The organism is Candidatus Effluviviaceae Genus V sp. (assembly GCA_014728125.1).
Classification (GTDB): domain Bacteria; phylum Joyebacterota; class Joyebacteria; order Joyebacterales; family Joyebacteraceae; genus WJMD01.
In genome coordinates, this window is the sequence record WJMD01000135.1 from 13,821 (window position 1) to 38,646 (window position 24,826).

A 24,826-nucleotide genomic window follows, 5' to 3' on the forward strand; every position below is an offset into this window, starting at 1 on the left:
CTCCCCCCGGACGTTCAGATGGGCGGGACGAAGACCTTCTCGGGATCGACCCGGACGGTCCCACCGTTCCTCGTGACCCTCGCCACGGCCATCAGCGCCGCTCCGTCCTCCGTCAGAAGAGCTCGATCGGTCGAGACACCCGACGCCTGAGCATCGTCCAGCCTGACCCCGCCCCCATCCATCACGCGCTCGGCCTGCTCCTCGCTCAGCGTGACGACATCGAGATCTGGAAGGGCGCCGAGCGGCGGCACCCCCAGCTCCAGCCAGGCGTCGCCGGCCTCCATGATGTCCGCAAGGGCGACGGCCTCCTCCACGCGGAAGGGACCGACCCGTGTGCGCCTCAGACGGTCGAGATGCGCTCCGCATCCCAGCTGCTCGCCGACGTCGGCCGCGAGCGTGCGGACATACGTGCCCTTCGAACATTCGATCACGAACTCGACGTACGGGAGGTCGAAGCTCACGATGCGAAGATCGCGGACCGTCACGGGACGGGCCTCGCGCTCGACACGGATCCCCTGTCTGGCCAGTTCGTAGAGCGGCACGCCGCCGCGCTTGAGAGCCGACACCATCGGCGGCGTCTGCATGATGTCGCCCCTGAAGGAATCAAGGACCGAGTCGAGACGGTCGCGGTCGACTCCCGAGGGGTCCCTGCGCTCGAGCACCTCGCCCTCGGCGTCCTGTGTGTCGGTCGTCACACCGAGGACCATCCGGCCGCTGTAGGATTTGTCGTGGTCCATGAGGTAGGCCGACAGACGCGTCGTCCGTCCCACCATGACGACCAGTACGCCCGTGCCTCGGGGATCGAGCGTCCCCGCGTGGCCGACGCGGCGCACGCCCGTGGCTCTTCGGACCCTGGCCACGACGTCGTGCGAGGTGGGCCCCGACGGTTTGTCGATGATCAGCAGTCTGTCGCTCAATCGAGCAGTCCTCCGAGCGCCTCGATCACGCGGCCCCTCGCGTCCGCGATGGTGCCCTCGACGAGTGCGCCGGAAGCGGCCCTGTGACCGCCTCCCCCGAGTCGTCGCGCCAGCGCGTTGACGTCGACGCGCCCCCTGGAGCGCATGCTCAGCCGGACGCGGCCGTCCTCCTCTCTCAGGAGCACGGAGACCTCGACGCCCTGGATCCCGCGGCCGTAGGCCGCCAGCCCCTCGATCTCCTCACCTGTCGCGCCGGCCCTCCGGCGCATCTCGTCGGTCAGCGTCAGAAAGGCGAGACGTCCGTCGAGCGCTGTTTCGACCGTCGAGAGGACCAGACCGAGAAGCCTGAGGCTGCCGATCGGCTGCGAACCGTAGACGAGCGTCGCCACCTCCGCCGGGCGGGCCCCGCAGCCGACCAGCGCCGCGGCCGCACGGAGGGTCCGCTCGTCGGTGTTCCCGAAGCGGAAGCCGCCGGTGTCGGTCAGAACGCCCGTGTAGAGCAGCGTGGCGGTCTCCGCGTCGAGGCCGTCGCCGGCCTCCGTCAGCGTCTCGTACAGCAGAAGGGCGGCGGACGACGCCCCGGTGTCGATGAGGTTGATGTCCCCGTAGCCCTGATTGTCGGGATGATGGTCGATGACGACGACGCTGGCTGCGCGCTCGTGTCCGTTCTCGAGCCCCGCCACACGATCGGGCGACGGTGTGTCGACGAGGATCAGCGTCGTGTCGGAGAGGTCCTCCGGGTAGAAGTCGAGCACGTCACCGGCGCCGGGGAGCGCCGCGTAGGGATCGGGAACGCCTCCGGGGACCACGGCGTCGGCCTTCCGTCCCCGTTCGCGAAGCCATCTGACAAGCGCCAGCATCGAGCCGACAGAGTCCCCGTCAGGACGTTCGTGAGCTCCGACGATGAACGGACCCTCACCCCTCAGGGTCTCCGCTGCCTCCGTCGTCATCCCCGGGCTCCTCTTCGTCGTGGATCTGGCGAAGCACCTCTGCGATACGCAGGTAGTTCTCTGCGGACTCGTCCAGGATGAAGCGGATCCGCGGTACCAGGCGCAGGTTGATGCTCTCGGCGAGCCGGCCCCTGATGAACCGGCCGGCGTGATGAAGAAGACGCAGCGAGCGCTCCTTCTGGTCGTCGTCGCCGAGCACGCTGACGAAGGCCTTGGCGTGCCGGAGGTCCTCCGACAGCTCGACCCCCGTCACCGTCACCATGCCGATGCGTGGGTCGTTGACCTCCTGGTCGATGATGCGCCCGAGCTCACGCTGGATCAGCTCGCACAATCTGAGGATTCTCGTCGATGTCATGACGTCCTCCCCCACCGGCGCCGATCACTCGATGCGTCGTGACTGTGACACGATGTTCACTCTGCCGTCGAGCTCTATCAGGTCGAGCACCTTATCGAGGACCTCGTCGGCGAAGCGGCGGTCGCTGGTTGCGACCGCCACTCCGAGCGAGATCCTCTGCCAGAGATCCTGGTCGCCCACGTCGGCGACCGAGACGTTGAACCGTCCCCGGATCCTGTCCTTGAGACTCCTGACCACCCTGCGCCGGGCCTTGAGCGAGTGGCTCTCCGAAACGATCATGTCGACCTGAAGCGTACCGACGACCACGTGCGTCTCCCCGAGCCTCCGCTACTTAGAGTCGGCGAGCTTCCGCGCCACCTCCTCGATCTCGTAGACCTCGATCCGGTCTCCCGTCTCGATGTCGTCGAGGCCGGCGATGCCGACCCCGCACTCGAAGCCCTGCTGAACCTCTCGGACGTCGTCCTTGAAGCGTTTCAGGGACTCGACCGTACCCTCGTGGTGGAGCATCTCGTCGCGGATGACGCGCGTCTTGGCGCCGCGCCGAATGACCCCCGAGAGCACGTAGCAGCCCGCGATCGTCCCCTTGTTCGGGACCTTGAAGGTCTCGCGGACCTCCGCCGTCCCGATGACGACCTCGCGCCGTTCGGGTTCGAGCAGCCCCTCCATGGCGGCCCTGATGTCCTCGACCGCCTCGTAGATGATCTTGTACAGGCGGATCTCCACCTGCTCGCGCCTGGCGAGATCCCGCACCCTCACCGACGCTCCGATATGGAATCCGACGATGATGGCGTTCGATGCCGCGGCCAGCAGCACGTCCGACTCCGTCACGGCGCCGACGGCCTTCCGGATGACCTCGACCTTGACCTCCTCGGTCGACAGCCTCTCCAGCGAATCGGCCAGTGCGCCGATCGATCCGTCGACGTCTCCCTTGATGATGATGCGGAGTTCCTTGACCTGACCCTCGAGGATCTGATCGTGCAGGTCCTCGAGCGTGACACGGTGCTGGAAGCGCGTCTGGCGCTCCCACTGCTGCTGGCGACGCTTCCCGCTGATGTCGCGGGCGAGCCTCTCGTCGGAGACGACGGCCAGCACGTCACCGGCCTGCGGCACGCCTGTGAGACCGGAGATCTGGACGGGCTTCGAGGGGCCCGCTTCCTCGACCTCGTTGTTGAACTCGTCGTGCATCGAGCGGACCTTCCCGTCGGCAAGCCCGACCACGAACGGGTCTCCGACCCGCAGCGTTCCGGACTCTACCAGCACCGTCGCGACGATGCCGCGGCCCCGCTCCTTCTCGACCTCGATGACCACGCCGCGCCCCGGACCCGAGTCGACCGCCTTGAGCTCGAGAAGCCCCGACTGGAAGAGGATCATCTCCAGGAGCTTGTCGACGCCCTGGCCGGTCTTCGCGGAGGTCTCGACGGCGACCGTCTCGCCGCCCCACTCCTCGACAGTCAGTCCGTGCTGAGCGAGTTCGGATCGCACCTTGTCGGGGTTCGCGCCCGGCAGGTCGATCTTGTTGACAGCCACGATGATCGGGACCCCGGCCGCCTTTGCGTGGTCGATCGCCTCGAGGGTCTGGGGCATCACCCCGTCGTCGGCCGCGACGACGAGCACCACCACATCGGTCGCCTGAGCGCCCCGGGCCCGCATTGCCGTGAAGGCCTCGTGACCCGGGGTGTCGAGGAAGGTGACCCGCTCCCCCTCGTACTCCACCTCGTAGGCACCGATGTGCTGTGTGATGCCGCCGGACTCGCCTCCCACGACGTTCGTGCTGCGGATGTAGTCCAGGAGCAGCGTCTTGCCGTGGTCGACGTGTCCCATGACCACGACGACCGGTGCGCGCGGTGCGGTCTCGACATCCTCTTCGGACGTGGCCTCCTCGAGATCCTGCTCGAGGATGTCCTCGCCGTACTCCCTCATCAGCTCGACGTCCGCGTCCACCTCCTCGGCGAGAAGCTGGATGGTGTCGGCGTCGAGCCTCTGGTTGATGGTGACCATCAGACCGAGGTCGAGGCACTTCTTGATCACGTCGTTGACCGGCATCTCGACCTGCTCGGCGAACTCGCCGACCGACGCGAACTCGGGGATCTGGATGGCGCGTTCGTCGTCCGCGACCGTCCCGTCGCCCCTGTCGCGCTTCTTGCGACGTCTGGTCCTCCGCTCGCCTGAGGCCGCCATGGTCTTCCGGACCGTCTCTTCGACGGTCTTCTGATCGACCCTCGGTCGACGCTTCCTGCGGCGGTCGCCCCTGCCCTTCCTCGGCTTCTTCTCACGCTTCGCGGGCGCGGCTCCCTTCTTCTCCTTCTCGGGGGCCTTCTCCTTCTTCTCCCGCTCGCGCTTCGCCTCCTCGGCCTCCCGGGCGGCCCGCTCCTGCGCGGCCCGTTTCTCCTCTTCCCTGCGCCTCTTCTCCTCGGCCAGCCGCTTCTTCTCGGCCGCCTTCTTCGCGGCGCGCTCCTCCCGCTGCTTCGCGAGCACGTCGCGCGCAGCCTGGCGGGCAGCCTCGGCGACGATCTTCTTGCGATCGACCTTCGGCTTCTTCGGAGGCTCCGGCACCTTCGGCTCGGGCTTCGCCGCTTCCTTCTTCGGAGGAAGGGTCTCCGCGACGCGCCGCTTCTCCTTCGTCGGGGTCTTCTTGACCTTGAGCGCGCCCTTGCCCTTCTTCTTTCGGATCGCCTTCTTGATCTTCTTGGCATACTCCCGCTTGACGGCGTCCTTCTCCTTCTCGAACTCAGCGCGCGCCGCTTCGATGGTCTCCTCATCGATGGCGTTCATGTGGCTCGAGATGTCGTAGCCAAGCTTCTGAAGCATGCCGATCAGAGCTTCGCTCGATATGCGAAACTCCTTCGCGACCTGGTAAACGCGCTTCTTCGCCACGACTACCTCCTCGTTCGATCAGGATCCGGCACTGGGGCGGAAGAGAATCTGTACGGCTTACTTCTCCGACTCGTCTTCCTCGTCTCCGGCCTCGTCGTCTTCACCGGCCTCGTCGTCCTCGTCACCGGTCTCATCCTCGTCGTCACCGGAGTCGGTTCCGTCGCCGGGCTTCTCGTCGTCCTCCGGGGCCGCTTCGTCCTCGGCCGCGGTCGGCTCGTCCTCCAGGGTCTCGTCGGAGGTCTCCGGCTCCTCACCCGCGTCCTCGTCCTTCTCGGGCCGGTCGACCGGTTCCTCCTCGTCGTACTCTTCTTCTTCAGGCTCGACGGCTACGCCGAAGATGTCCTCCTCGCCGATCTCGTCCTGAGCCTCCTGCTCGTCCATCTCATCGAGGAGCCTCTGCTTCTCCTCCTCGAGCACCTCGAGCACGGCGGCCACGGCGATCGAGATCTTCTCGGCCGTCTTGCGACCGATCCCGGGCACCTTCTCGAGCTCCTCGCTCGAGAGTCCCTCGAGGTCCTGCACGGTCCTGTAGCCGGCGGCCATGAGCTCCGTCGCCAGCTTCTCTCCGACGCCGGGCAGCTCACCGACCTCGACGCGCTGGGAGAGGTCGATCTCGAGAAGCCTCGTGTGCTCCGTCTCACCGACGATGTCGATCTTCCATCCGGAGAGCTTCGCCGCGAGCCTTGCGTTCTGTCCGCCCTTCCCGATGGCCAGGGAGAGCTGATCATCGGGAACAACGACACGGACACTCCGTTCGCTCTCGTCGACGATGGCCCGCGACACCTTCGCGGGGTTGAGGGCCCGGCTCACGAGCACCGACGGGTCCGAGCTCCATGCTACGATGTCGATCTTCTCGCCGGAGAGCTCACGGACGATCGTCTGGATACGCGACCCCTTCACTCCGACGCACGCGCCGACCGGGTCGACCCGCTCGTCGTGAGAGGCCACGGCGACCTTCGAGCGCCCCCCGGCCTCCCTCGCGATCGCCATGATCTCGACGACCGAGTCGTAGATCTCCGGGACCTCCATCCGGAACAGCTTCTTGAGGAAGTTCGGATGGGTCCGCGACAGGATGATCTGTGGTCCCTTCGTGGTCTTCTCAACTGACAGCAGGTACGCGCGGATGCGGTCGCCCTGCCGGTACCGTTCGCGCCTGATCTGCTCTCTCGTGGGCAGCAGCGCCTCGGTCCTGCCGAGGTTGACGACGATCCCCGCGCGCTCGATCTGCTGCACGTCGCCGGTCACGATGTCGCCTATCCTGTCCTGGAACTCCTCGTAGATCTGCTCGCGCTCCGCCTCGCGCACCCTCTGCACGACGATCTGCTTCGCCGCCTGGATGGCGTTCCTGCCGAACTCATCGAGCGAGATCTCGGTCCGGATGACATCGCCGATCTGGGCCGCGGGGTCGATCTCCTGCGCCTCCTCGATGTCTATCTCCGCTGTGAAGTCGTCGGGCATATCAACGACTTTTCGGTTGAGGTAGACGGCCAGCGTGTCGCTCTCACCGTCGACGACGACCTCGATGTCGGCCTCGGCACCGAACTTCTTGCGCGCGGCAGAAAGGAGCCCCGCCTCGAGCGCCTCGATGAGAAGCTCGTTGTCGAGCTGTTTCTCGCGTGCGATCCGTCTCAGTGCTTCGAGCACGCCGGTGTTCATTGTCTTTCTCTCCCGTACTGCCCTGGTTCGAGCCGGGGTGTCAGAGCCCCTCGATCACGAGCCGTGCCCGCGCAATGTCGTCGATCGCCAGCGAGAGACGCTCTCCATCCTCCGCATCGATCAGGACGGTTCCCTCGTCGGCAGCGGCGATCGTACCGACGATCGCTCGGCCCTTGAGCTTCCCGCCCTTCATCACGAGACGGGCCTTCCGTCCGGTGAAGTAGCGGTACTCCCGTTCCCGCCGGAGGTCGTGGTCGAGGCCGGGCGAGCTGACCTCGAGCACGTAGCCGTCATCGAACTCGGGCTCGGCATCCAGGACGTATCCCAGTTCCCGGCTGACGTCCGCGCAGTCCTCGACGGAGACGCCCCTCGGCTCGTCGATGAAGAACTGCACCAGCCGTCGACCGTCCCTTCGGGCCTCGCGCACGTCGACGAGGCGGTAGCCCATCCCTTCGATGAGCGCGTGCGTTCTCTCGTAGATCCGTTCGCTGCGATCCCGCATCGCCGGGCTCACCCCCAGACACCGAAAAAGTGGGCCGCCCAGCCCACTTCCCCGGACACAGTAACACGGTCACCCCCGTCGCGCAAGCGGAAAACGACGGCTGCCGGGGGTGTCCTTGAGGGAGCGGATGGCCCTGGAGGGACGGGACTGCGGGACGCCTGACGGGGGACCGGCCGGCCGGGACGAAGCGGGCACAAACGGAGCGACCGGTCGGACGCGGCGGTGTGAGCGACTGCTCAGCGGTCGGCGGCCCCGTAGACCAGCTCGACGAGCACCGAGCCGACCTCGGCCAGGCTCGCCGGGCTGCACTTGTCCGGCGTGTCCTCGAGCGTGTGCCAGTGCTCGTAGTCGAAGTCGATAACGAGCGCCGTCGGTATGCCGGCGCGAATGAGGGGAATGTGGTCGTCGAAGACGAACGGGCCGCTCTCGTCGAGAAAGCTGTCGGCTCCGACCCCGGCCGCGGCGTCCCATACGCGCCGCACGACCTGCGGTGCTGCAGCCCTCGAGTTCGACTCGATCGGGATGGCCAGATCGGCATCGCCGACCATGTCGACGACGACGGCGTATCGGGGACAGTAGCCGCCGAGGTGCCGGGCGTAATGGGTCGAGCCGACGCACCACGCGTCCAAGCCTCCGCCGTCTCCCCCGTCCTCGGCGTCGAAGAAGACCATGTCGACGCCGATGTCCGGCGGCGTCTCTGAGAGGAGACGCGCCAGCTCGACGAGCACGGCCACACCTGAACCGCCGTCGTTCGCTCCGGGTATCGGGGTCAGCCTGGCCTCCGGGTCAGGGTCCCGGTCTGCGACGGCCCTCGTGTCGTAGTGGGCGCCGAGGAGCACCCTCTCCCGCTCCGTCGGTCTGAAGGAGGCGATGACGTTGACAAGCTCGGTCTCCTCGCCGAAGAACGGGGCCGAGAAGCGCTGCACCGCGACCTCGTCGGCCAGCGGACGGAGCCTCCCCGTCAACCAGTCGATCATCGCCGCGTGCCCCTCACTCCCGGGGTATCTTGGACCGAGAGCGCACTGCTCAGCGATGAGCTCGTGTGCGGCTTCGCCGTCGAACGACGGACGCTCCCCGCATCCTCCAAGCAGTATCGCGGTGACCAGAAGCGGCGCGACCGCTCTCGTGAGACGCATCAGAACTTGAACTCCGCCGTCAGGTGGACGCCGATCGTCCGGCGCGTCTGGTCGCGCTTCTCGTCGCGGTTCTGTGCGAAGCTGACCTGCAGGCCTCCCGAGACGCTGCGGGAGAAGCTGTAGGTCGCATCACCCGTGATCGAGAAGTCGCTCGTGTCGGCCGTCGGGTCGACCTGGTCGAGCGACGCCTCGTCCGAGGCCGTCTTCGTGAGCTTCGAGCCCGTCCGGAGGGTCAGCGAGCAGTCGAGATTGCTCTGGAAGCGGAGCTTCTGGCCGAAGAACGGGAGCTTGAGCCCCTGGGGTGCCGAGAAGCGGTAGTTGAGCGTCAGGCTCGTCGAACCGCTGATCTCCCGCGTGACGGAGCCTGTCCCGGAGAGGCTGTAGTTCGTCGAGCGTCTCCGGTCCCAGGTGAAGCTCCCGGAGAGTCCGTTCTGGAACGTCATGTCGACTGAGATGATCGGGTTCAGGACGAGCGCGTTGCCTTCGGTCGAGGGCTCGCCCACCGGGCCCGAGTAGTTCCTCTTGTACTCCACGCCGCTTCGCGCCCGGGCGGACTTGAAGATCGATTTGAGCGGGCCGACCTTCTCGAACCCCGACCACGACAGCGAGCCCTTCGTGGACTCCGTCATCGACTCGGTCTGCGTGAACAGGTCCACGGTGTCCGAGACCGTGTTCTTGTACCACCGCCCGTCGACCGTCCTCCGGTAGCTTCCCTTGATGCGGACGTCCCTTGTCAGCTTGATCCCGGAGTCGAGGGTGAGCGTCGTCTCCTCGGTGCGGTCGTCGGCCCCTTCGCCCTTGGCGAGGCCCAGGCGGTAGTCCCATCCCGGCATGTCGGCGCTCCGGATGCCGTCGAACCTCGAACTCCACCGCATGGAGTAGCGGGCGTCGATCGCGTCCATGTTCCTGAAGACGTAGAGTACCGGCGAGACGAGGTCACCGATGCTCGCTCCGCCCTCGTCCTCATCGCCGTCCCCGTCGTCCTCGCCCTCCTGCTCGTCGTTGTCCTCTTCGCCGCGCCGCGGCCGACGCGGCCTGCTCCTGCCCGAACTGCCCGAACCGCCGAAGAGGCGCTTGAGGTCCAGGCTCGTCCGGATCTCCTGGCTCGTCGTGCCGCGGATGTCGCGGGCGTCCGGCGGATCGTTGGCTCCACGCGCCTCGGGCCCGTGATTGTCCGTGAAGCTCGACGAGAAGCTGTACTCCGGCGAGAACCAGCTTCCGAAGCGCGGGCTGAACGAGAGGCTGTTGTTGTACTGGCGCTGCGTCTCGACGCCGATGTTGATCCCGCTCACGGGCCTGTTCTCCTGCGCCAGGTCACGTTTGACCGTGACGCCGTGCGACGTCCGCAGGTTCTCGAGGAACTGGAAGTCGATGTTCCCGCTGGCGTCGAGCTTCTTGTCGTAGTTGTCGGTCCGTTTGCTCTGAACGCCTTCCACGTCTACGTCGTACGCGAGGGTATGGATGAGATGCGTCGACGCCGTGAAACGAACCGAGCTCGGCTTGAGGAAGAGCTCGGTGTCGCGGAAGAGCCGGATGCCGGTCCGCTCCGGCGAGTAGCGGTACGAGGCGCGGGCGCGCAGCGTCGTCGACGTGTCGTTCCTCGTCGGCGACGTCCGCACGTGGTCGGCGGCCGACGCGGAGAGCGAGAGGCCGTCCAGAAGCAGGTGCGTCCAGAACCCGGGAGACTGCCGACGTCTCGAGAGCGATGCCGAGATGCTCCGGTCCTTGACGATGGTCCGTTCATCGTTGCTCTGCTCCTCGGAGAGCACGACGTCCGAACCCGTTGAGAAGCGCGGCTCGGTGACCTGTCGCTTCCACTGGATGTTGACGGGCAGCGAGACTCCGAGCCCGGTGACGAACCGGTCGGCGTTGACCGTGCTCGTCATGTTGTACGACAGGTTGTCCTGGCCGCTGCCGCGCTCCTGTTTGAGAGAGTGGAAGTTGCCGTCCACGTGCCTGAGGTCGAAGTTGAACGTCGCGAGATCGGCGAACCGCGCGTCTATGGTCGCCCTCTCAGCCCAGCCGATCTCCTTCCAGACCTCCCCGAGCTGGATGTCGTCCAGCCAGATCTCCCCCGAGATCTCATCGGCGAGCGGTCCCTCATTCGCGTTCCGGAGACCGATGGTCAGCTGGCTGACGCGGGACAGCGAGGGCGCGCCGACACGTGTGAAGCGCTCGCGCTGAATCCTCGAGGTGTCTCCCCAGGCCCACGCAGTGTCCTGCTCGGCGTACGCGTCCAGCTTGAGGTTCGTGAAGCTGGTGAAGGGGATCGACAGCTTCGTCGCGGTGCTCCCGGAGTCCTGATACCACCCCGGCCGGAGCTCGAGGCTGTACTCGTAGTAGTTGAGCGAGTCGGCGCCTATCCGCAGGAAGAACTCGGTTCCGTCGTCGACGTCCTCCTCTCCGCCCTCGGTCACGCTCTCACCGTGCACGTAGAACTCGAGCGACTGGTAGCCGGTGTAGTTCTCCTCGCTGAAGAAGTTCTGTGTCGCGGACGCCGTGTGGCCGCCCTCGATGTCGCTGTAGAGAAGGACCAGCGACCCCTCGCGCTTGGGGAGGTTGGTCTCCTCGTCGACGCCCGGGTCGAACGGCGGCACGTAGTCGAGGTCCTCCTTGGTGTTCTTGGAGGTGATGCGGAAGGCCATGTCGCCGAGCTCGGCCTCGGGCACGATCTCGCCGTCCTCGTCCCGGATCGGCCCCGCCAACCAGTTGTTCCCGACGATGTCGACGCCTCCGAGCATGATCGGCTCGCCGCCGACCGGCAGGTTCTCGAACCAGATACGCGCCGACTTGATGACAGTCCAGTCGTTCATGCCGTTCACCGACAACGCGTCCTCCAGCGGGATCCGGTAGAGCCGCCAGTTCGTCCGTTTGTCGGCGGGTACGGGCGCCACGCTGTTGTCCTGAACAAGGTAGGTCGACGTATCGGACAGATCGACAGTCAGCTGCCAGTACTTGTTGTCGGTGTCCAGGTAGAAGTTGCCGTTCAGGTCCTCCGTGTCGAGCCGCTCGTTTCCCTCGGACCCGTTGATCCGGGAGTAGTCATCGGAGCCGTACTCGAAGTCGTAGTCGTCGTAGCCGTCGTCCGCATCTCCCGGAGACCAGTCCTCGTCGTCCCCGAAGACCGTGTCGAGACCGGTGTCCTCGTCGGCGTCGAACCCGTTGCGATCGACGTCCTCCGTGTCGAGTTCGCCGTTCGGCTCCTCGAAGAGGGGATAGTAGTCCTCGTTCAGCGTTCCCAGATCGACGTGGATGAGACCCTGACGCGAGCCGTTGTCGTTGACCCACACCTCGATGAACTCCGACTCGGAGTAGTCGTCGCCGGTCTTCGAGAGCAGACGCATCAGACCGGCCCACGACCCGAGCCCGGACGATTCGTGATCGATCTCGAGGACGGTCCTGATGTCGTTCGCTTCCTCGTCGGGAAGATCCGGGAAGAGGTCGCCCTCACGGACCTTTCTGTCGGGGTTGTACCAGTCGATCGACATGCGGTCGACGGCCAGGACGTCTCCGGTCGCCGGTAGGCTCGAGGGCGTCCAGGTCTTCCTCGAGACGCCGAGCATGTAGATGTCCTCGGTTCCCTCCATGTCGTCGATCGACACGAAGCCCTTCGTGTTCGGATTGGGAAGGCAGACCGCCGCCTCTGCGGCGATCTTGAGGTGCGACTCCGCGTCCGTGTCGACGAACGGCACCATGTCGGCGAGCGTCGTCATGATCCTCGGCTGGAACTGGGCGTTGACATTGACGTCGCCGACGACCGTCCTGGACGGTTCCTCCCCCAGACGGGGGCGGTCCTCGGGCGTCCCCTTGCTCTGGTACATCCAGGTGGACCCCAGGACGACGTTCTCACTCCAGTTGTAGACGCCGCGCGTTCCCAGGAGGGTGCTCTCCCCCGTCAGGCCGAACGGCTTGTAGTCGTACTCGACCGTCACGCGCGCGTCGGGCTCCTTGGCCTCGTCCGAGAGGAGGGTCAGCTGCCCTGCCGGGTAGTAGATCGTGTAGTCGACGCCCGACGTCAGTCGCACGCCGTTCAGACGCACGACCTCGCTGTTCTCGATGATGTTGATGTTGCCCAGGTAGAAGGTCGTTCGCGGACGATTGTAGCCGACCTCGATGAAGTAGATGTCGTCGCCGGCGTCGAAGTTCTCCTCCGAATAGACGAGACAGTTCTTCTCCTCGAGCTCGTCGGCGGTGTAGATGTCGTCGGGCTCACCCTCCGGATAGTAGAAGCCGGTCGTGTCGAACTCGGGACAGAACGGCGTGAAGTGCGGAAAGATGAGATAGCCCTTCTCGAAGTCGATCCACTCGAGGTCGACGATACCGTCGGGGTCGCCGACGCCGCCGACCCCGGCCGTGTCGAGGCCGAGGATCTCGATGTACGGCGTCCCGTCCTGTGTGTCGAGGATCTCACCGGAGGGCGTCCGCTTGCGGATCGTCAGTTCGAAGCCCTCCTCGGGGATATCCTCGGCGCCGAGGTCGTAGACGTTCTTGAGCTCGTGAAGGCGAATCGGTTCCCACTCGGTTCCGGTGACGCGTTCGTCGCTCCGGATCATCTTGAGACGAAGCGAGTCGCCGTCGCTGCCGCCCACGGCGACGCCGCCGTTGAGTCGGTAGCTGACCGCCAACACGCGGCCCGTCTGGAGCGAGCGCTCGAACTCGATGATGCCGCTCTGGTAGTCGACCAGGTAGTCCTCGAGCTCGATGAGCTCGTCGAACATCCCCCGCTGGCGCGGGCCGTCCGGCGGCGATGCCGGTGTGGTGGGGTCCTCTAGATAGGCGACGCCGGGCTCGGCGCCCGTCTCGATGTCGTTGGCACCGTTCCGGTCGTCGACGTAGACGCTGATCTCCTCGAGGTAGACGTTCGAGTACTTCAGGGCCTCTTCATCGACGGCGAAGAAGCTGTCGGACATGTACCGTATGTCGTCGATGACGAGCGAATCGGACTCCGAGGTGCCGGTGAAGCTCGCGCCCGACGACTCGCCCTCCTCCTTACTGGCGATCGCGATCAGATCGAACTTGCCCATCTTCGCGGTCATCTTCGCGCCGAAGAGACCCTCGTGCCGCCCGCTGTAGCTGACGAACTCCGTTCCGGGGATCGACAGATTGACCTCGCCGAGCTCGATCTTCTGGATGATCTCGTCCTCGTCGCCGTCGTAGTGGACGCGGATCTGGTTGGTCTTGCCGGTCCCGAAAGCGTCGCCGCCGCTCCTGTGGTCGACGTAGACATGGATCTTCCGCCCGATCGTGCCCTCGAGGTTGACCGTCAGCTGCTGTTCCATGTCGAGCTGCGGGAACCGCGACGGTCTGCCGGACTCCTGCTCGAGTGCCTCGACGACGTAGCTCGTCTGCCCGCCGAACGTGATGCGCTCGCTGCCGCGGACCTTCAGGTTGGCGCCGGGTCCGATCGCCCGCACGAAAGGACCTGGAAGCGGCATGGGGATGTCGATGTCGAGAAGGCCTCCGGGGGCGTCTGTCTGGGCTCTCTGAAGCCCTGTCAGGACCGTGTTCCGCCAGGTTCTCCGGACGGCCATGTCGCCGGCGAGCTTCTGGAACTCGTCGCGCGGCGCGGCGTACATCACGTAGCCGGGGAACCCGGAGGGCTTGAGCTCCAGAACGGTGTACGACAGGTCGCGCTTGAGGAGGACGCGACGGTCGACGGGGGCCGACGACGGAAGGGCATCCGGGAACGACACCCTACGGGGTCTCAGCCCCACGCCGGTGCCGGTCCGCGACAGGTCCCAGGGCCTGAGGAACTCAGCGGGGCGTTCGAGGAGGCGCCCGACTCCCAGTTCGTAGGAGGGCCGCTCGACGGGCGGGCGCGCCGTGTCCGGGGCCGCGGCGGCCGTGCTGTCGGCCGCCTGAGCCCCCGGGAGCTGCTCCCGAGCAAGCGTGTCGGCCGGCGCGACGCCGGGCGCCGAGTCCTGAGGGGCGGATTCCAGAGACTGCTCCGCTCCAGACCGGTCGAGGGAGATGGACGCCGAGCTGTCCGTGACAGCAGTTGCAGCGGTGTCGGGAGACGCTGCGGAAGAGCTGTCGGGCAGCACAGCCGCCGTATCGGGCTGTGCCGTCACGGCCCCGCCGGGAAGGACCGCTGCCGTCGTGTCGGGCGGCGCCGCGGTCGAATCACTCGCCCCGGCGGTCGTCGAATCGGGTGTCGCGGCGTTCGGGAAGACGCTGTCTGGAACCGCCTCACCGGACCCCTGAGAGAGGGCAGGGAGCGCCCAACATGCGACGGCCAGCACCGTCACACAGAGCACGGCGCAGGCGGAGAGCGGATTGCTTCGGCGGCTCGTCGTGGGCACTCGGCGTTCCTCAGGTCCAGTGGGCTCCGATGACCCCGCGGGCGCACCCGCCGGGGACATCGGTCTTGTGGACTTGCGATTGGTGGTAGTATACCTTGTTTGCTGGCGTTGCCAACGATTCACTGGAGTTTCGCCGCAGGTTGTGCCCATTGTGCGACCGGCCTTCACACGAACGGACACCATGCGGATCCTGTCCCGTTACGTACTGAGAGCACACGTTGTTCCGGCCCTCGCCGGTCTCGCCATTTTCTACTTCGTGCTCTCGATGGACTTTCTGGTCGACTATCTGGAGCTCTTCATCAAGAAGGGCGTGCCGCTCCTCGCCGTACTGGAGGCCTTCGGACTCAGCCTGGCGTGGATGACGCTGCTCGCCGTACCCATGGCCGTGATGGTCGCCGTCCTTACCGCCTTCGGCAGACTGGCCGGCGACAACGAGATCACGGCGCTCCGGGCCACCGGAACGAGCGTGTTCCGTTTGATCCTCCCCGTGCTCGCGGCCTCCGTCCTCGTCGCGGCGGGGCTCTTCACGTTCGGAAACGCCTTCCTTCCGACGGCCAACCACCGGCTCAAGACGCTCCTTGTCGACATCCACAAGGTCAGACCGCTCGCGACCATCGAGCCGGGCGTGCTGACCGAGCTTCCGGGCGGCTACATGATCCTCGTCTCGGAGATCGACCGCGGAACCAACGAGATCTTCGACGTCCGGATCCACCGCTTCGAGGGTGAGAAGCCCGTTCAGACCATCATATCCGAAAGCGGCGTCGTGTCGACCGTCCCGTCGCGCGACCTGCTGAAGATCGAGCTCATGGACGGCGAGATCCACGAGCTCGACCCTGAAGATCCGACGCGCTACAACCGACTGGTATTCGACCGCCACGCGATCAACGTCGTCGAGTCCGGCGGCACACTCAGCAGGAGCGACTCCTCGAGACGCGGCGACCGCGAGCTGTCGCTCGAAGAGCTCGCCGAGCGCATCGAGAGGAACCGCTCGGACGCCGAGCGCGCCAGGGAACGGCTGGCGGAACTGGTCGGCTCGGCGGCCGGGGACCTGCCCTCGCTTCCCGAGATCGCTCTCACGCCCGATATCGGCCGGAGTCTCCGCGAGGGCGCGGTCGGCGCCGGCGTCGACATCGACGAGGCGGTCCGGGAGATCCAGACGAGCATGAAGCGGATCCGGAGCTTCCAGGTAGAGTATCACAAGAAGCTCTCGATCCCGTTCTCATGCATCGTCTTCGTCCTGGTCGGAGCCCCCCTCGGCATCAGGAGCCGCCGCGGAGGCGTCGGCATCGGCGCTGGGATCGGGATCCTCTTCTTCCTGATCTACTACCTGTTCCTGATCGGAGGCGAGCAGCTCGGAGACCGCGGCATCGTCTCTCCGGTGTGGGCGATGTGGGCGCCGAACATCATCTTCGGCGGACTGGGCGCGCTCCTGACCCTCGCCGTATCGTTCGAGTGGCGCATGCGTCCCCTCATGCGCGTGATCGACTTCGTGCTTCGACCTCCGCGGCCGTCCCGCCCGGTGGAGGATGAGCGATGAAGCTCCTGGATCGTTACATACTCCGGAAGATCGCGCTTCCTCTGATCCTCGTGTTCGTGACGTTCGTGGGGATCTTCATCCTCGTCGACCTCTTCGACCACGCCAACAGGTTCATCGACAACGACGTGCCGGTCCAGCTCGTCGGACTCTACTACCTCTACTACACGCCGATGATCATCGTGTTGACAGCGCCGGTCGCCATGCTGCTGGCCACGCTCCTGGCACTGGGACGCCTGTCGCGGAAGAACGAGATCATGGCCATGAAGGGGTCGGGGGTCAGTCTCTACCGGATCCTCGCTCCCGTCCTCCTGCTGGCTCTCTGCCTGAGTCTGGTCACACTCGTCGTCGGTGAGGAGCTGCTGCCGCCCGCAACCCAGCGCAGACTCGACATCGAGGAGCAGACGATCGACAGGAAGCCGTCCCGGATGATCCGCACCGACCTCATTTACATGTACCCCGATGGGAACGTGCTGCTCGCTCGACGCTTCAACCTCCGGAGCGGCACGATGGAGGATGTGACCTACGAGGAGTTCGGCGAGGGGCATCTGCCGACGCGACGCATCGACGCTCCGCTGGCACGCTGGACGGGCGACCGCTGGGTGCTGGAGGGGGGGTCCGTTCGCCGCTTCGAGGACGGCGAGGAGACCATACGCTCGTTCGACCGCGTGCCGCTGCCCGGTGACGAGCCGACCCCCGAGGAACTGGCGGCTCGGCCCGTGGAGCCCGAGGAGATGGGGTACCTCGATCTTCGCGACTACATCGCGCGGCTTCGCGCCGGCGGCAACGACCCCCGTGACCTCGAGGTCCAGCTTCGTCTGAAGATCGCGTTCCCGTTCGTGACGCTGATCATGACCCTCCTCGGAGCGCCGCTCGCCGCCGGAACGCGCAGAAGCGGCTTCGCCATCGCCTTCACCTCCGCGCTCGCCATCTCATTCGTCTATTACGGCGTCATCCAGATCGGCCAGGTCCTCGGTGAGGAGACCATTCTCCCGCCCTGGCTCGCGGCCTGGATGGCGAACATCATCTTCGGGATCCTCGGCGTCTACCTGCTTGTCAGAACCCCCAAGTAGATACTCCGGCCACCCCGCCGTCTCTCTCCATGCCCGGAACGCGCGACGGGGCGGCGGCCGTGCCGGCCGCCGCCCCGTGCCTGCAGTCCGACTGGATCGGTTCCGTCAGGTGCCGACCGTCCAGGACGCCAGGTACTCCCGCTGCTCGTCGGTCAGGGTATCGATCTCGATCCCCATCGCCTCGAGCTTCAGGCGCGCGACCTCGGCGTCGATCTCGGCCGGCACGCCGTGGACCCTGACAGGGAGCTTCTCGTCGGCCTTGGCGAGGAACTCCGACGAGAGGGCCTGGTTCGCGAAGCTCATGTCCATGACCGACGCCGGATGCCCCTCCGCGGACGAGAGGTTGATGAGCCGCCCCTGTCCCAGAAGGTTGATGCGCCGCCCGTCGGCCATGATGTACGTCTCGACCGACTCGCGCGGCGTCTCGACGTTCTTCGCCAGCGACTGGAGAGCCTCCCGGTCGATCTCCACGTCGAAGTGCCCGGAGTTGGCGACGATCGCTCCGTCCTTCATCGCCTCGAAGTGGCGCCTCGCGATGACGCGGATGTCGCCGGTCACAGTGACGAACACATCGCCTACGGGAGCGGCCTCGTCCATCGGCATGACACGGAGGCCGTCCATGACCGCCTCGAGTGCCTTGAGAGGATCGACCTCCGTCACGATGACGTTGGCCCCCATCCCGCGCGCCTTATGCGCCAGGCCGCGACCGCACCATCCGTAGCCGGCCACGACGAACGTCGAGCCGGCCAGCAGCGCGTTCGTCGCCCTGAGAACGCCGTCCAGCGTGCTCTGTCCGGTGCCGTAGCGATTGTCGAACATGTGCTTCGTGTTGGCGTCGTTGACCGCGATGATCGGAACCTTGAGCTCCTTGTCGCGCTCCATGGCCTTGAGCCGGATGACACCGGTCGTCGTCTCCTCCATGCTCCCCAGCATGCTGTCGATGAGTTCGGTCCGCTCCTGGTGGATCGTCGAGACCAGGTCGGCGCCGTCGTCGAGCGTGATGTCCGGGTTCATGTCGAGGATCGCCCTGATGTGATCGTAGTACCGGTCGTTGTCCTCTCCCCTGACGGCGAAGACCGGGATCTCGTGATGCTCGACGAGATGGGCCGCGACGTCGTCCTGCGTCGACAGGGGATTCGAGGCGCAGAGCGCCACGGTGGCCCCGCCGGCCTTGAGCGCGATCATGAGATTGGCCGTCTCGGTCGTCACATGGAGACATGCGCCGATCGTAATGCCGTCCAGGGGCCTCTCGGCCGTGAAGCGCTCCCTGATGCTCTGGAGGACCGGCATGCTCTGGGCGGCCCACTCCGTTCGGAAGCGTCCCGCGTCGGCGAGATCCCTGCTGGCGATGTCGTGCTTCATCAAGTGCTCCGTTTCCCTTGTGAGGCTGCGATGGGGCAGCCGACGACTCAGCAGCCCTGCTTGAGGTCGTCGACCATGTCGAGCCGCTCCCACGTGAAATCGTCGTGGTCCCGGCCGAAGTGCCCGTACGCGGCGGTTCTGCTGAAGATGGGCCGTCTCAGATCCAGTCGTTCGATGATGGCGCGGGGTCTGAGGTCGAAGTGCTTCCTGACGATCTCGTTGAGCTCCCGATCGGAGACCGCCCCGGTCCCCTTGGCGTCGACCATGACCGAGACCGGTTCGGGAACGCCGATGGCATAGGCGACCTGAAGCTCACACTTCTCCGCCAACCCGGCCGCGACGATGTTCTTCGCAGCGTGCCGCACTGCGTACGAGGCCGACCGGTCGACCTTCGTCGGGTCCTTGCCGGAGAACGCTCCGCCGCCGTGGCTCCCGACGCCGCCGTACGTGTCGACGATGATCTTCCGTCCCGTCAGTCCGCAGTCGGCGTGCGGTCCGCCCTTCTCGAAGCGGCCCGTCGGGTTGACATGCACGTTCAGGCGGTCCCAGTCGACCATCCCGGACGGCAGAACAGGCCGCACGACCTTCTCGACGATGTCGTCCTTGAGCTCAGCCAGCGTCACGTCCGGGTCATGCTGCGTCGAGACGACCACGGTATCGACCCGCGTCGGCTTCCCGTTCTCGTACTCGACCGTCACCTGGGTCTTGCCGTCCGGCCTGAGGTACTCCAGGATCCGTTCCTTCCTGACCTTCGCCAGTCTGCGCGACAGCTTGTGGGCCAGGTTGATCGGAACCGGCATGTACTCCTCGGTCTCCTTCGTCGCGTATCCGAACATCATTCCCTGATCGCCTGCGCCTCCCCCGGAGACGGCATGTCCCGAGTCGTCGCCGCACCAGATGTCGGCAGACTGCTCTCTGATCGACGTCACGACGGCGCACGTTTCGTGATCGAACCCGTAGCTCGCCTCCGTGTAGCCGATGCGCTCGATCGTGTCGCGCACGATCGACGGTATGTCGGCATACCCGCTCGTCGAGATCTCGCCCGACACAAAAGCCAACCCCGTCGCGACGAGCGTCTCACAGGCGACGCGGCCCTCGGGGTCGTCCTTCAGTACAGCGTCGAGAATGGCGTCCGATATCTGGTCGGCGACCTTGTCCGGATGCCCCTCCGTCACGGATTCCGATGTGAACAGGTGCTTCTCCAACGTTCCCTCCGTTCTCCCTACCGCCACGTGGTCCGTTCCGTCACGCGCCGATGACGATCTCCGATGAGTCGCCTACGTTGAGGCGCTGGTAGTGCCCCCGCACCAGCGCGCCCTCGCCGATGAGCGACCTGTCGAGCAGGCTGCGCTCCACCTCGGCGTTCGCGTTCAGGATGCTGTCTCGCACAACTGAGTCGGTGATCCTCGATCCGGCCGCCACCGACACGAACGGTCCGACGATCGACCTCGATATGACGGCCGTCGGGTCGATCGACACAGGCTGGATGATCACCGAGTCTTCCCCGGCGACGCCCGAGCCGTTGCCGCCCGAGCGCTCCAGGAGAAATCGATTGGTCTCCAGTAGAGTATCAGGCAGACCGCAGTCATACCAACCCTCTACTTCGAACGTCCCCATCTCGATCCCGGCCTCAAGCATGATGCGGAGAGCGTCAGTCAGCTGGTATTCGCCCTTCGTCGTGATGCCGCGGTCGATGATCTCGGCGAGTCCGTCGAAGAGTGCTCCCGTCTCGGCGATGTTGTACAGGCCGACGATCGCCAGATTGCTGGGCGGAACGTCGGGCTTCTCGACGAGGCCCTGCACCATGTCGTCCTCGACCTCCACGACGCCGAAGCGTGTCGGGTCTTCGACCTCCTTGACGCCGATGAGCGTTCGCTCGTCCGACAGGAGCGCGGAGTAGTCTGCCGTGACGATCGTGTCCCCGAGAATGATCAGGACCGGTTCGTCGCCGATGCACTCGCGCGTCAGGAAGATCGCATGTCCGAGTCCCTGTCGCTCCTCCTGATGAACGTAGCAGACGTTGAGGTCGGCGTACGCCTGCTCCATGTAGGAGCGCACCCTGTCGCCCATATAGCCGGTCACCAGCACGACGTCCTCGACCCCCAGCGGGACGAGTTCGTCGAGTATGTGTCCGAGGATCGGTTTTCCGGCTACCTGAACGAGAGCCTTCGGGATCGTGTGGGTGTGCGGTCTCAGACGGGTTCCGATGCCCGCGACAGGTATGATCGCTTTCATGGCGCTCCTCTCATGGCGTGGTGCTCACAGGTCCCCCTCGGGCGCGGCAGGTCACTCGGACAGCGCCCGCTTGAGACGGTCGATCGGTTCGACCGGTGTCGGATCGATGCCCCGGAGAGCCGCAAGATAGACGCTCACGTAGTCTCCGGCAAGGACGAGCGAGACGAGTCTGCCCAGGCGCGTGTCGCCGAAGCTCCGCACCTCGCGGCTCTCAACCCCCTCCTCCGAGAGCACGTCGGCCGTGATGGCAATTCTCCGGGCGATCCGCTCGTGGTCGTCCGCGTCCCTCAGGAACACGACCCGCTGCATGCCGCCCAGTGCTCTGCGATCGCCGTATCCCACGATCTCGTTGTGATTCATCTCAGGGAGCACGTTCGCGTGTCCGACCGTCTTTGCGTTCTCCGCGAGCTGGCCAACCCATCGCGTGGCGACGGCCGCAGTATGCGGCTCGGCGCCGTAGACGACCGGGACGCCCGTGTCCAGCCAGACCGCGAGCCCCTTCGCCCCGTTCGAGTCCGACGGCACCTCGGGAGCGAAGCGCGCTGCAGCCGAATCGGCTGCCGACGCCATCGACGCGAGCTCGTCCGATGGGTCGGCGGTCAGCCCGGCCGCCGCCAGCACGCTGAGCAGCGATGCCAGGCCGTGCCCGAGCGCCGCGCGCGGCGGTAGACCCGCAGCGAGCGGAACCACCGGCTCGCCCCTCGCATCCGCGAGTTCCGCGAGCCTGCCTCCCGTGGTCATGCAGACGACCCTGGCCCCCCGTGCGACCGCGTCCGCGTGGGCGGAGAGCGTCTCCTCCGTATTGCCCGAGTAGCTCGACGCGACGACGAGAGTATCCCGCTTGACGAACGCGGGCAGAACATATCCCCGCGCGACGCTCATCGGCACAGAAAGAAGGTCAGCGAGCGCCCCCCTGATGAGGTCGCCCGCGATGGCCGAGCCTCCCATGCCCGCCACGACGACCGCAGCGGGACGCTCGATGGACATGCCGGCAAGCGCGCCGCCCGCGGTCCTGCCCGCGGTCCTCAGATGATCCCCGAACGACATGATGTGGCCAAGCATGCCGTCGGGGTCGTTGCGTTCGATGTGCTCTCTGTTGTCCAGCCTGGTCACGATATCATCTCCGTCGCGCTGATGCGCGGGAACCGCTTCAGGAGGATCTGCTCGAGATAGCGCCGGACCTCAGGCCCGCTCTTCATCTTGAGCGCGCGGCCCGCCACCTTGCGGGCGAACGAATACGTGATCGACCGGACGATGCTCTTGATCTCCGGCAGCATCCGAGGGCTGGTCGAGAGTTCGTCGATCCCGAGGCCGATGAGGATGAGCACAGCCAGCGGATCACCCGCCATCTCTCCGCAGAGCCCGACGCCCGTTCTGTGGCGCCGCGCGGCCTGAACGGTCTGGGAGATCAGCCTGAGGACCGCCGGATGATACTGGTCGTAGAGATAGGCCACGCGGTCGTTGCCGCGGTCGACCGCCAGGGCGTACTGAATGAGGTCGTTCGAACCGATCGAGAAGAAGTCGACCTCGGCCGCCAGCGTGTCGGCGACCGTCGCGGCGGCGGGGGTCTCGATCATGATCCCGACCGGCACCTTCTCGTCGAACGGGACGCGCTTGAAGCGGAGCTCCTGACGCGCCGCCTCGAGGACCTGCACCGCGTCCTTGACCTCACCGACCGAGGATATCATGGGGAACATGATGCGCACCGAACCGTGCGCGCTCGCTCTCAGCGCCGCCCGGAGCTGGGTCATGAAGAGGTCGGGATGCGAGAGGCTGTAGCGGACGCCGCGCCATCCCAGGAACGGGTTGGCCTCGCTCCCCTCCTCGGTCCCGGCGCCGAACTTGTCACCACCGACGTCGAGCGTGCGGATGACCACTTCTGAGGGCGCCATCGCCTGGACGACCGAGCGGTAGGCCTCGTACTGTTCCTCCTCGTCCGGCAGGGTATCGCGGGCGATGAAGAGGTACTCTGTCCGGTAGAGGCCGATCCCGTCGGCCCCGTGGGAGATGACCGAGTCGACCTCCTCGGGGATCTCGATGTTCGCCCTCAGCTTGAACCGTCGGCCGTCCTTCGTCTCGGCGGGGTACTCAGCGAACTTCAGAAGCTCCCGCTCGAACTCCTCGAACTCACGCTTCCTCTGTTCGTAGTACGCGAGCACGGCCTCGTCGTAGTCATGGACGAGCGCGCCGGACGTCCCGTCGACGATGATACGCTCGCCCTGCCGGATGAAGCCGGTCGCCTCGTGGAGCCCCACCACGGCGGGGATCTCGAGCGACCGGGCCATGATGGCGGCGTGGGACGTCTTGCCCCCCGCCTCGGTCGCGAAGCCGATGACGCGTTCCTTGTGCATGGCCGCCGTGTGCGTGGGGGCCAGCTGGTGTGCGAGCACGATCACGTCGTGATCGAGGTGACGTATCGTCTTCGGCTTCTTCCCCAGGAGCTTCATCAGGAGCCGCCGCTCGAGGTCGCGGATGTCGTAGATCCGGTCTCTCAGGTACTCGTCGTCGGCCCGCTTCATCGCGGTGATGATGTGCCCGACGGCCTCGGTCAAGGCGAGGGCGGCGCTCGATCTCGTCTCGCGGATCCGCTTGACGGTGCCCTCGACGATCATCGAGTCCTCGAGCATCATGAGGTGCGCATCGAAGATGCGCGCCTTGCGCTCGCCGATCTCGTCCTCGAGCTCGGTCTTCAACTTCCGGACCTCGAGTCTCGTCTCGTCGAGTGCGCTCTGAAAGGCCTCGACCTCGTTCTCGATCTCGTCCTCGGGGATGGTCTCCTCCTCGACGTGAGGCCGTTCGGTGTCGAGGATGAACGCCGGTCCGATGACGATCCCCGGCGAGGCCGGAATGCCCTGGATGACCTTTGCCCTTCCTATGCCGCTCAGATCGATCACGTGCCCTCTTCCTCTGTGTTCGTTTCGAGGTATCGAGCCAGCTCCTCGAGTGCCTGCGACTCGTCGCTTCCGTCGATGATCAGCGTCAGACGGCTTCCCATCTCGGCCGCGAGCATCATGACGCCCATGATGCTCTTCCCGTCGACCGTCAGGTCGTCCTTTCTGAGCTTGACGTCCGCCTCGAAGCGGGACGCCAGCTTGACGAACTCCGCGGCCGGCCGGGCGTGAAGCCCGTGCACGCTCGCGAGCACGACAGTCCGCTCGACCAAGCTACCCCCCTATCGTTCCTGTCAGTGCCAGGATCAGCCCGCAGAGCACCCCCGCTGTTCCCAGAAGGGACGCCGGGATGTGGACCCTCGCCCCGATGAACCCGGCCGCGAGGAAGACGAGCGCGACGGCCGCTCTGGGTGTCGTCGCCCCCTGTCCCAGCCCGACGGCGGCTGTGGCCGTGAGGCCCGCCAGGAAGGCCACCGAGAGCCGCAGCCGTCTGACGGTACTCCGGTAGACCGGTCCCAGAAGCTCGCGCGCCGCGCCGGGACCGCGCTCGGCTCCCCGGCCAAGACCGCGCCACCTGAGCGCCAGATGCGGGACGTTGTAGACCGCCAGGAAGAGCAGCGGCGCCCACAGCCCGCCTCCGATTGCGACGAGCACGGCGGCCAGCCCCGCCAGAGGGCGGAGCGCCCCCCAGAAGAGCGCGTCGCCGGCCATGCCGAGCGGACCGACGAGGCTCCGCTTGAGGTGGACGACCTCGATGCACTGAGCATCGTCGGCGGTCAGTTCGGCCGCCGCGCTGGCGCCCAGGACGTACGACGCGAGCACGGGATTCGAGTTGAAGAACTCCAGATGGCGCTTCGCGAAGGCCCTCCGTTCCTCGTCGCTCTTCCTCGACGCGACCGGGAGGAGCGCGAAGCAGAATCCGACGTGCTGCATCCCCTGAGGGTTCCAGACGGACTGGAGCAGGAACGACCGAAGGAAGATCGCCAGCCTCAGTCCCAGGGGGAGCCGCATGCCGCAGTGTCTGTCAGCCACGCACCCT

The 24,826-nt window shown here is 66.1% G+C and carries 18 protein-coding genes; 2 read left to right on the plus strand and 16 right to left on the minus strand.

Annotated features, from left to right (window positions below; translation table 11 throughout):
* Positions 1–14 precede the first annotated feature (14 nt).
* From truB to sprA, 9 genes are all read right to left on the minus strand, one after another.
* The gene (truB, locus tag GF405_08440) at positions 15–917 is read right to left on the minus strand and encodes a tRNA pseudouridine(55) synthase TruB (protein ID MBD3368180.1); all 903 of its coding nucleotides are present in this window, start codon (positions 915–917) and stop codon (positions 15–17) included.
* On the minus strand, positions 914–1,867 hold the full coding sequence (locus tag GF405_08445) for a bifunctional oligoribonuclease/PAP phosphatase NrnA (protein MBD3368181.1): 954 nt from the start codon (positions 1,865–1,867) through the stop codon (positions 914–916). Before GF405_08445 ends, truB begins: the two co-directional genes overlap by 4 nt.
* Positions 1,833–2,222: a 30S ribosome-binding factor RbfA gene (gene rbfA / locus GF405_08450; GenBank protein ID MBD3368182.1), complete on the minus strand. Its 390-nt coding sequence runs from the start codon at positions 2,220–2,222 to the stop codon at positions 1,833–1,835. The genes GF405_08445 and rbfA overlap by 35 nt, the downstream gene beginning before the upstream one ends.
* A gap of 24 nt (positions 2,223–2,246) precedes the next feature.
* Positions 2,247–2,528 carry a DUF503 family protein gene (locus tag GF405_08455; GenBank protein ID MBD3368183.1) on the minus strand — a complete coding sequence of 94 codons (282 nt, stop codon included), beginning with the start codon at positions 2,526–2,528 and terminating at the stop codon, positions 2,247–2,249.
* Positions 2,529–2,549: 21 nt separating this feature from the next.
* Positions 2,550–5,096 carry a translation initiation factor IF-2 gene (infB, locus tag GF405_08460; protein MBD3368184.1) on the minus strand — a complete coding sequence of 849 codons (2,547 nt, stop codon included), beginning with the start codon at positions 5,094–5,096 and terminating at the stop codon, positions 2,550–2,552.
* Positions 5,097–5,153: 57 nt separating this feature from the next.
* On the minus strand, positions 5,154–6,752 hold the full coding sequence (gene nusA, locus GF405_08465) for a transcription termination/antitermination protein NusA (protein ID MBD3368185.1): 1,599 nt from the start codon (positions 6,750–6,752) through the stop codon (positions 5,154–5,156).
* Positions 6,753–6,792: 40 nt separating this feature from the next.
* On the minus strand, positions 6,793–7,254 hold the full coding sequence (locus GF405_08470; GenBank protein MBD3368186.1) for a ribosome maturation factor: 462 nt from the start codon (positions 7,252–7,254) through the stop codon (positions 6,793–6,795).
* Positions 7,255–7,490: 236 nt separating this feature from the next.
* On the minus strand, positions 7,491–8,390 hold the full coding sequence (locus GF405_08475; GenBank protein ID MBD3368187.1) for a M28 family peptidase: 900 nt from the start codon (positions 8,388–8,390) through the stop codon (positions 7,491–7,493).
* On the minus strand, positions 8,390–14,875 hold the full coding sequence (gene sprA, locus GF405_08480; GenBank protein MBD3368188.1) for a cell surface protein SprA: 6,486 nt from the start codon (positions 14,873–14,875) through the stop codon (positions 8,390–8,392). The genes GF405_08475 and sprA overlap by 1 nt, the downstream gene beginning before the upstream one ends.
* Here sprA and GF405_08485 point away from each other — a divergent pair.
* Together GF405_08485 and lptG are read left to right on the plus strand one after the other, a co-directional pair.
* Positions 14,874–16,229: an LptF/LptG family permease gene (locus GF405_08485; GenBank protein ID MBD3368189.1), complete on the plus strand. Its 1,356-nt coding sequence runs from the start codon at positions 14,874–14,876 to the stop codon at positions 16,227–16,229. The genes sprA and GF405_08485 overlap by 2 nt on opposite strands.
* The gene (lptG, locus tag GF405_08490; protein ID MBD3368190.1) at positions 16,226–17,299 is read left to right on the plus strand and encodes an LPS export ABC transporter permease LptG; all 1,074 of its coding nucleotides are present in this window, start codon (positions 16,226–16,228) and stop codon (positions 17,297–17,299) included. Before GF405_08485 ends, lptG begins: the two co-directional genes overlap by 4 nt.
* A gap of 105 nt (positions 17,300–17,404) precedes the next feature.
* Here the strand turns inward: lptG and GF405_08495 are convergent, their stop codons facing one another.
* From GF405_08495 to GF405_08525, 7 genes are read right to left on the minus strand one after another with little or no spacing between them, the layout of a single operon-like run.
* Complete coding sequence (locus tag GF405_08495; GenBank protein MBD3368191.1) at positions 17,405–18,661, minus strand: adenosylhomocysteinase; 1,257 nt, start codon at positions 18,659–18,661, stop codon at positions 17,405–17,407.
* Positions 18,662–18,708: 47 nt separating this feature from the next.
* Positions 18,709–19,866: a methionine adenosyltransferase gene (locus tag GF405_08500; GenBank protein ID MBD3368192.1), complete on the minus strand. Its 1,158-nt coding sequence runs from the start codon at positions 19,864–19,866 to the stop codon at positions 18,709–18,711.
* 40 nt (positions 19,867–19,906) lie between these two features.
* Positions 19,907–20,896 carry an NTP transferase domain-containing protein gene (locus GF405_08505; protein MBD3368193.1) on the minus strand — a complete coding sequence of 330 codons (990 nt, stop codon included), beginning with the start codon at positions 20,894–20,896 and terminating at the stop codon, positions 19,907–19,909.
* 51 nt (positions 20,897–20,947) lie between these two features.
* On the minus strand, positions 20,948–22,009 hold the full coding sequence (locus GF405_08510; protein MBD3368194.1) for a bifunctional phosphoglucose/phosphomannose isomerase: 1,062 nt from the start codon (positions 22,007–22,009) through the stop codon (positions 20,948–20,950).
* Positions 22,006–23,823, minus strand: a complete 1,818-nt coding sequence (gene ptsP / locus GF405_08515; GenBank protein ID MBD3368195.1) for a phosphoenolpyruvate--protein phosphotransferase — start codon at positions 23,821–23,823, stop codon at positions 22,006–22,008. Before ptsP ends, GF405_08510 begins: the two co-directional genes overlap by 4 nt.
* Positions 23,787–24,059 (minus strand): HPr family phosphocarrier protein, encoded by a 273-nt coding sequence (locus GF405_08520; protein MBD3368196.1) that lies wholly within the window; start codon positions 24,057–24,059, stop codon positions 23,787–23,789. The genes ptsP and GF405_08520 overlap by 37 nt, the downstream gene beginning before the upstream one ends.
* 1 nt (position 24,060) lies before the next feature.
* Positions 24,061–24,819: a hypothetical protein gene (locus tag GF405_08525; protein ID MBD3368197.1), complete on the minus strand. Its 759-nt coding sequence runs from the start codon at positions 24,817–24,819 to the stop codon at positions 24,061–24,063.
* Between the last annotated feature and the right edge of the window lie 7 nt (positions 24,820–24,826).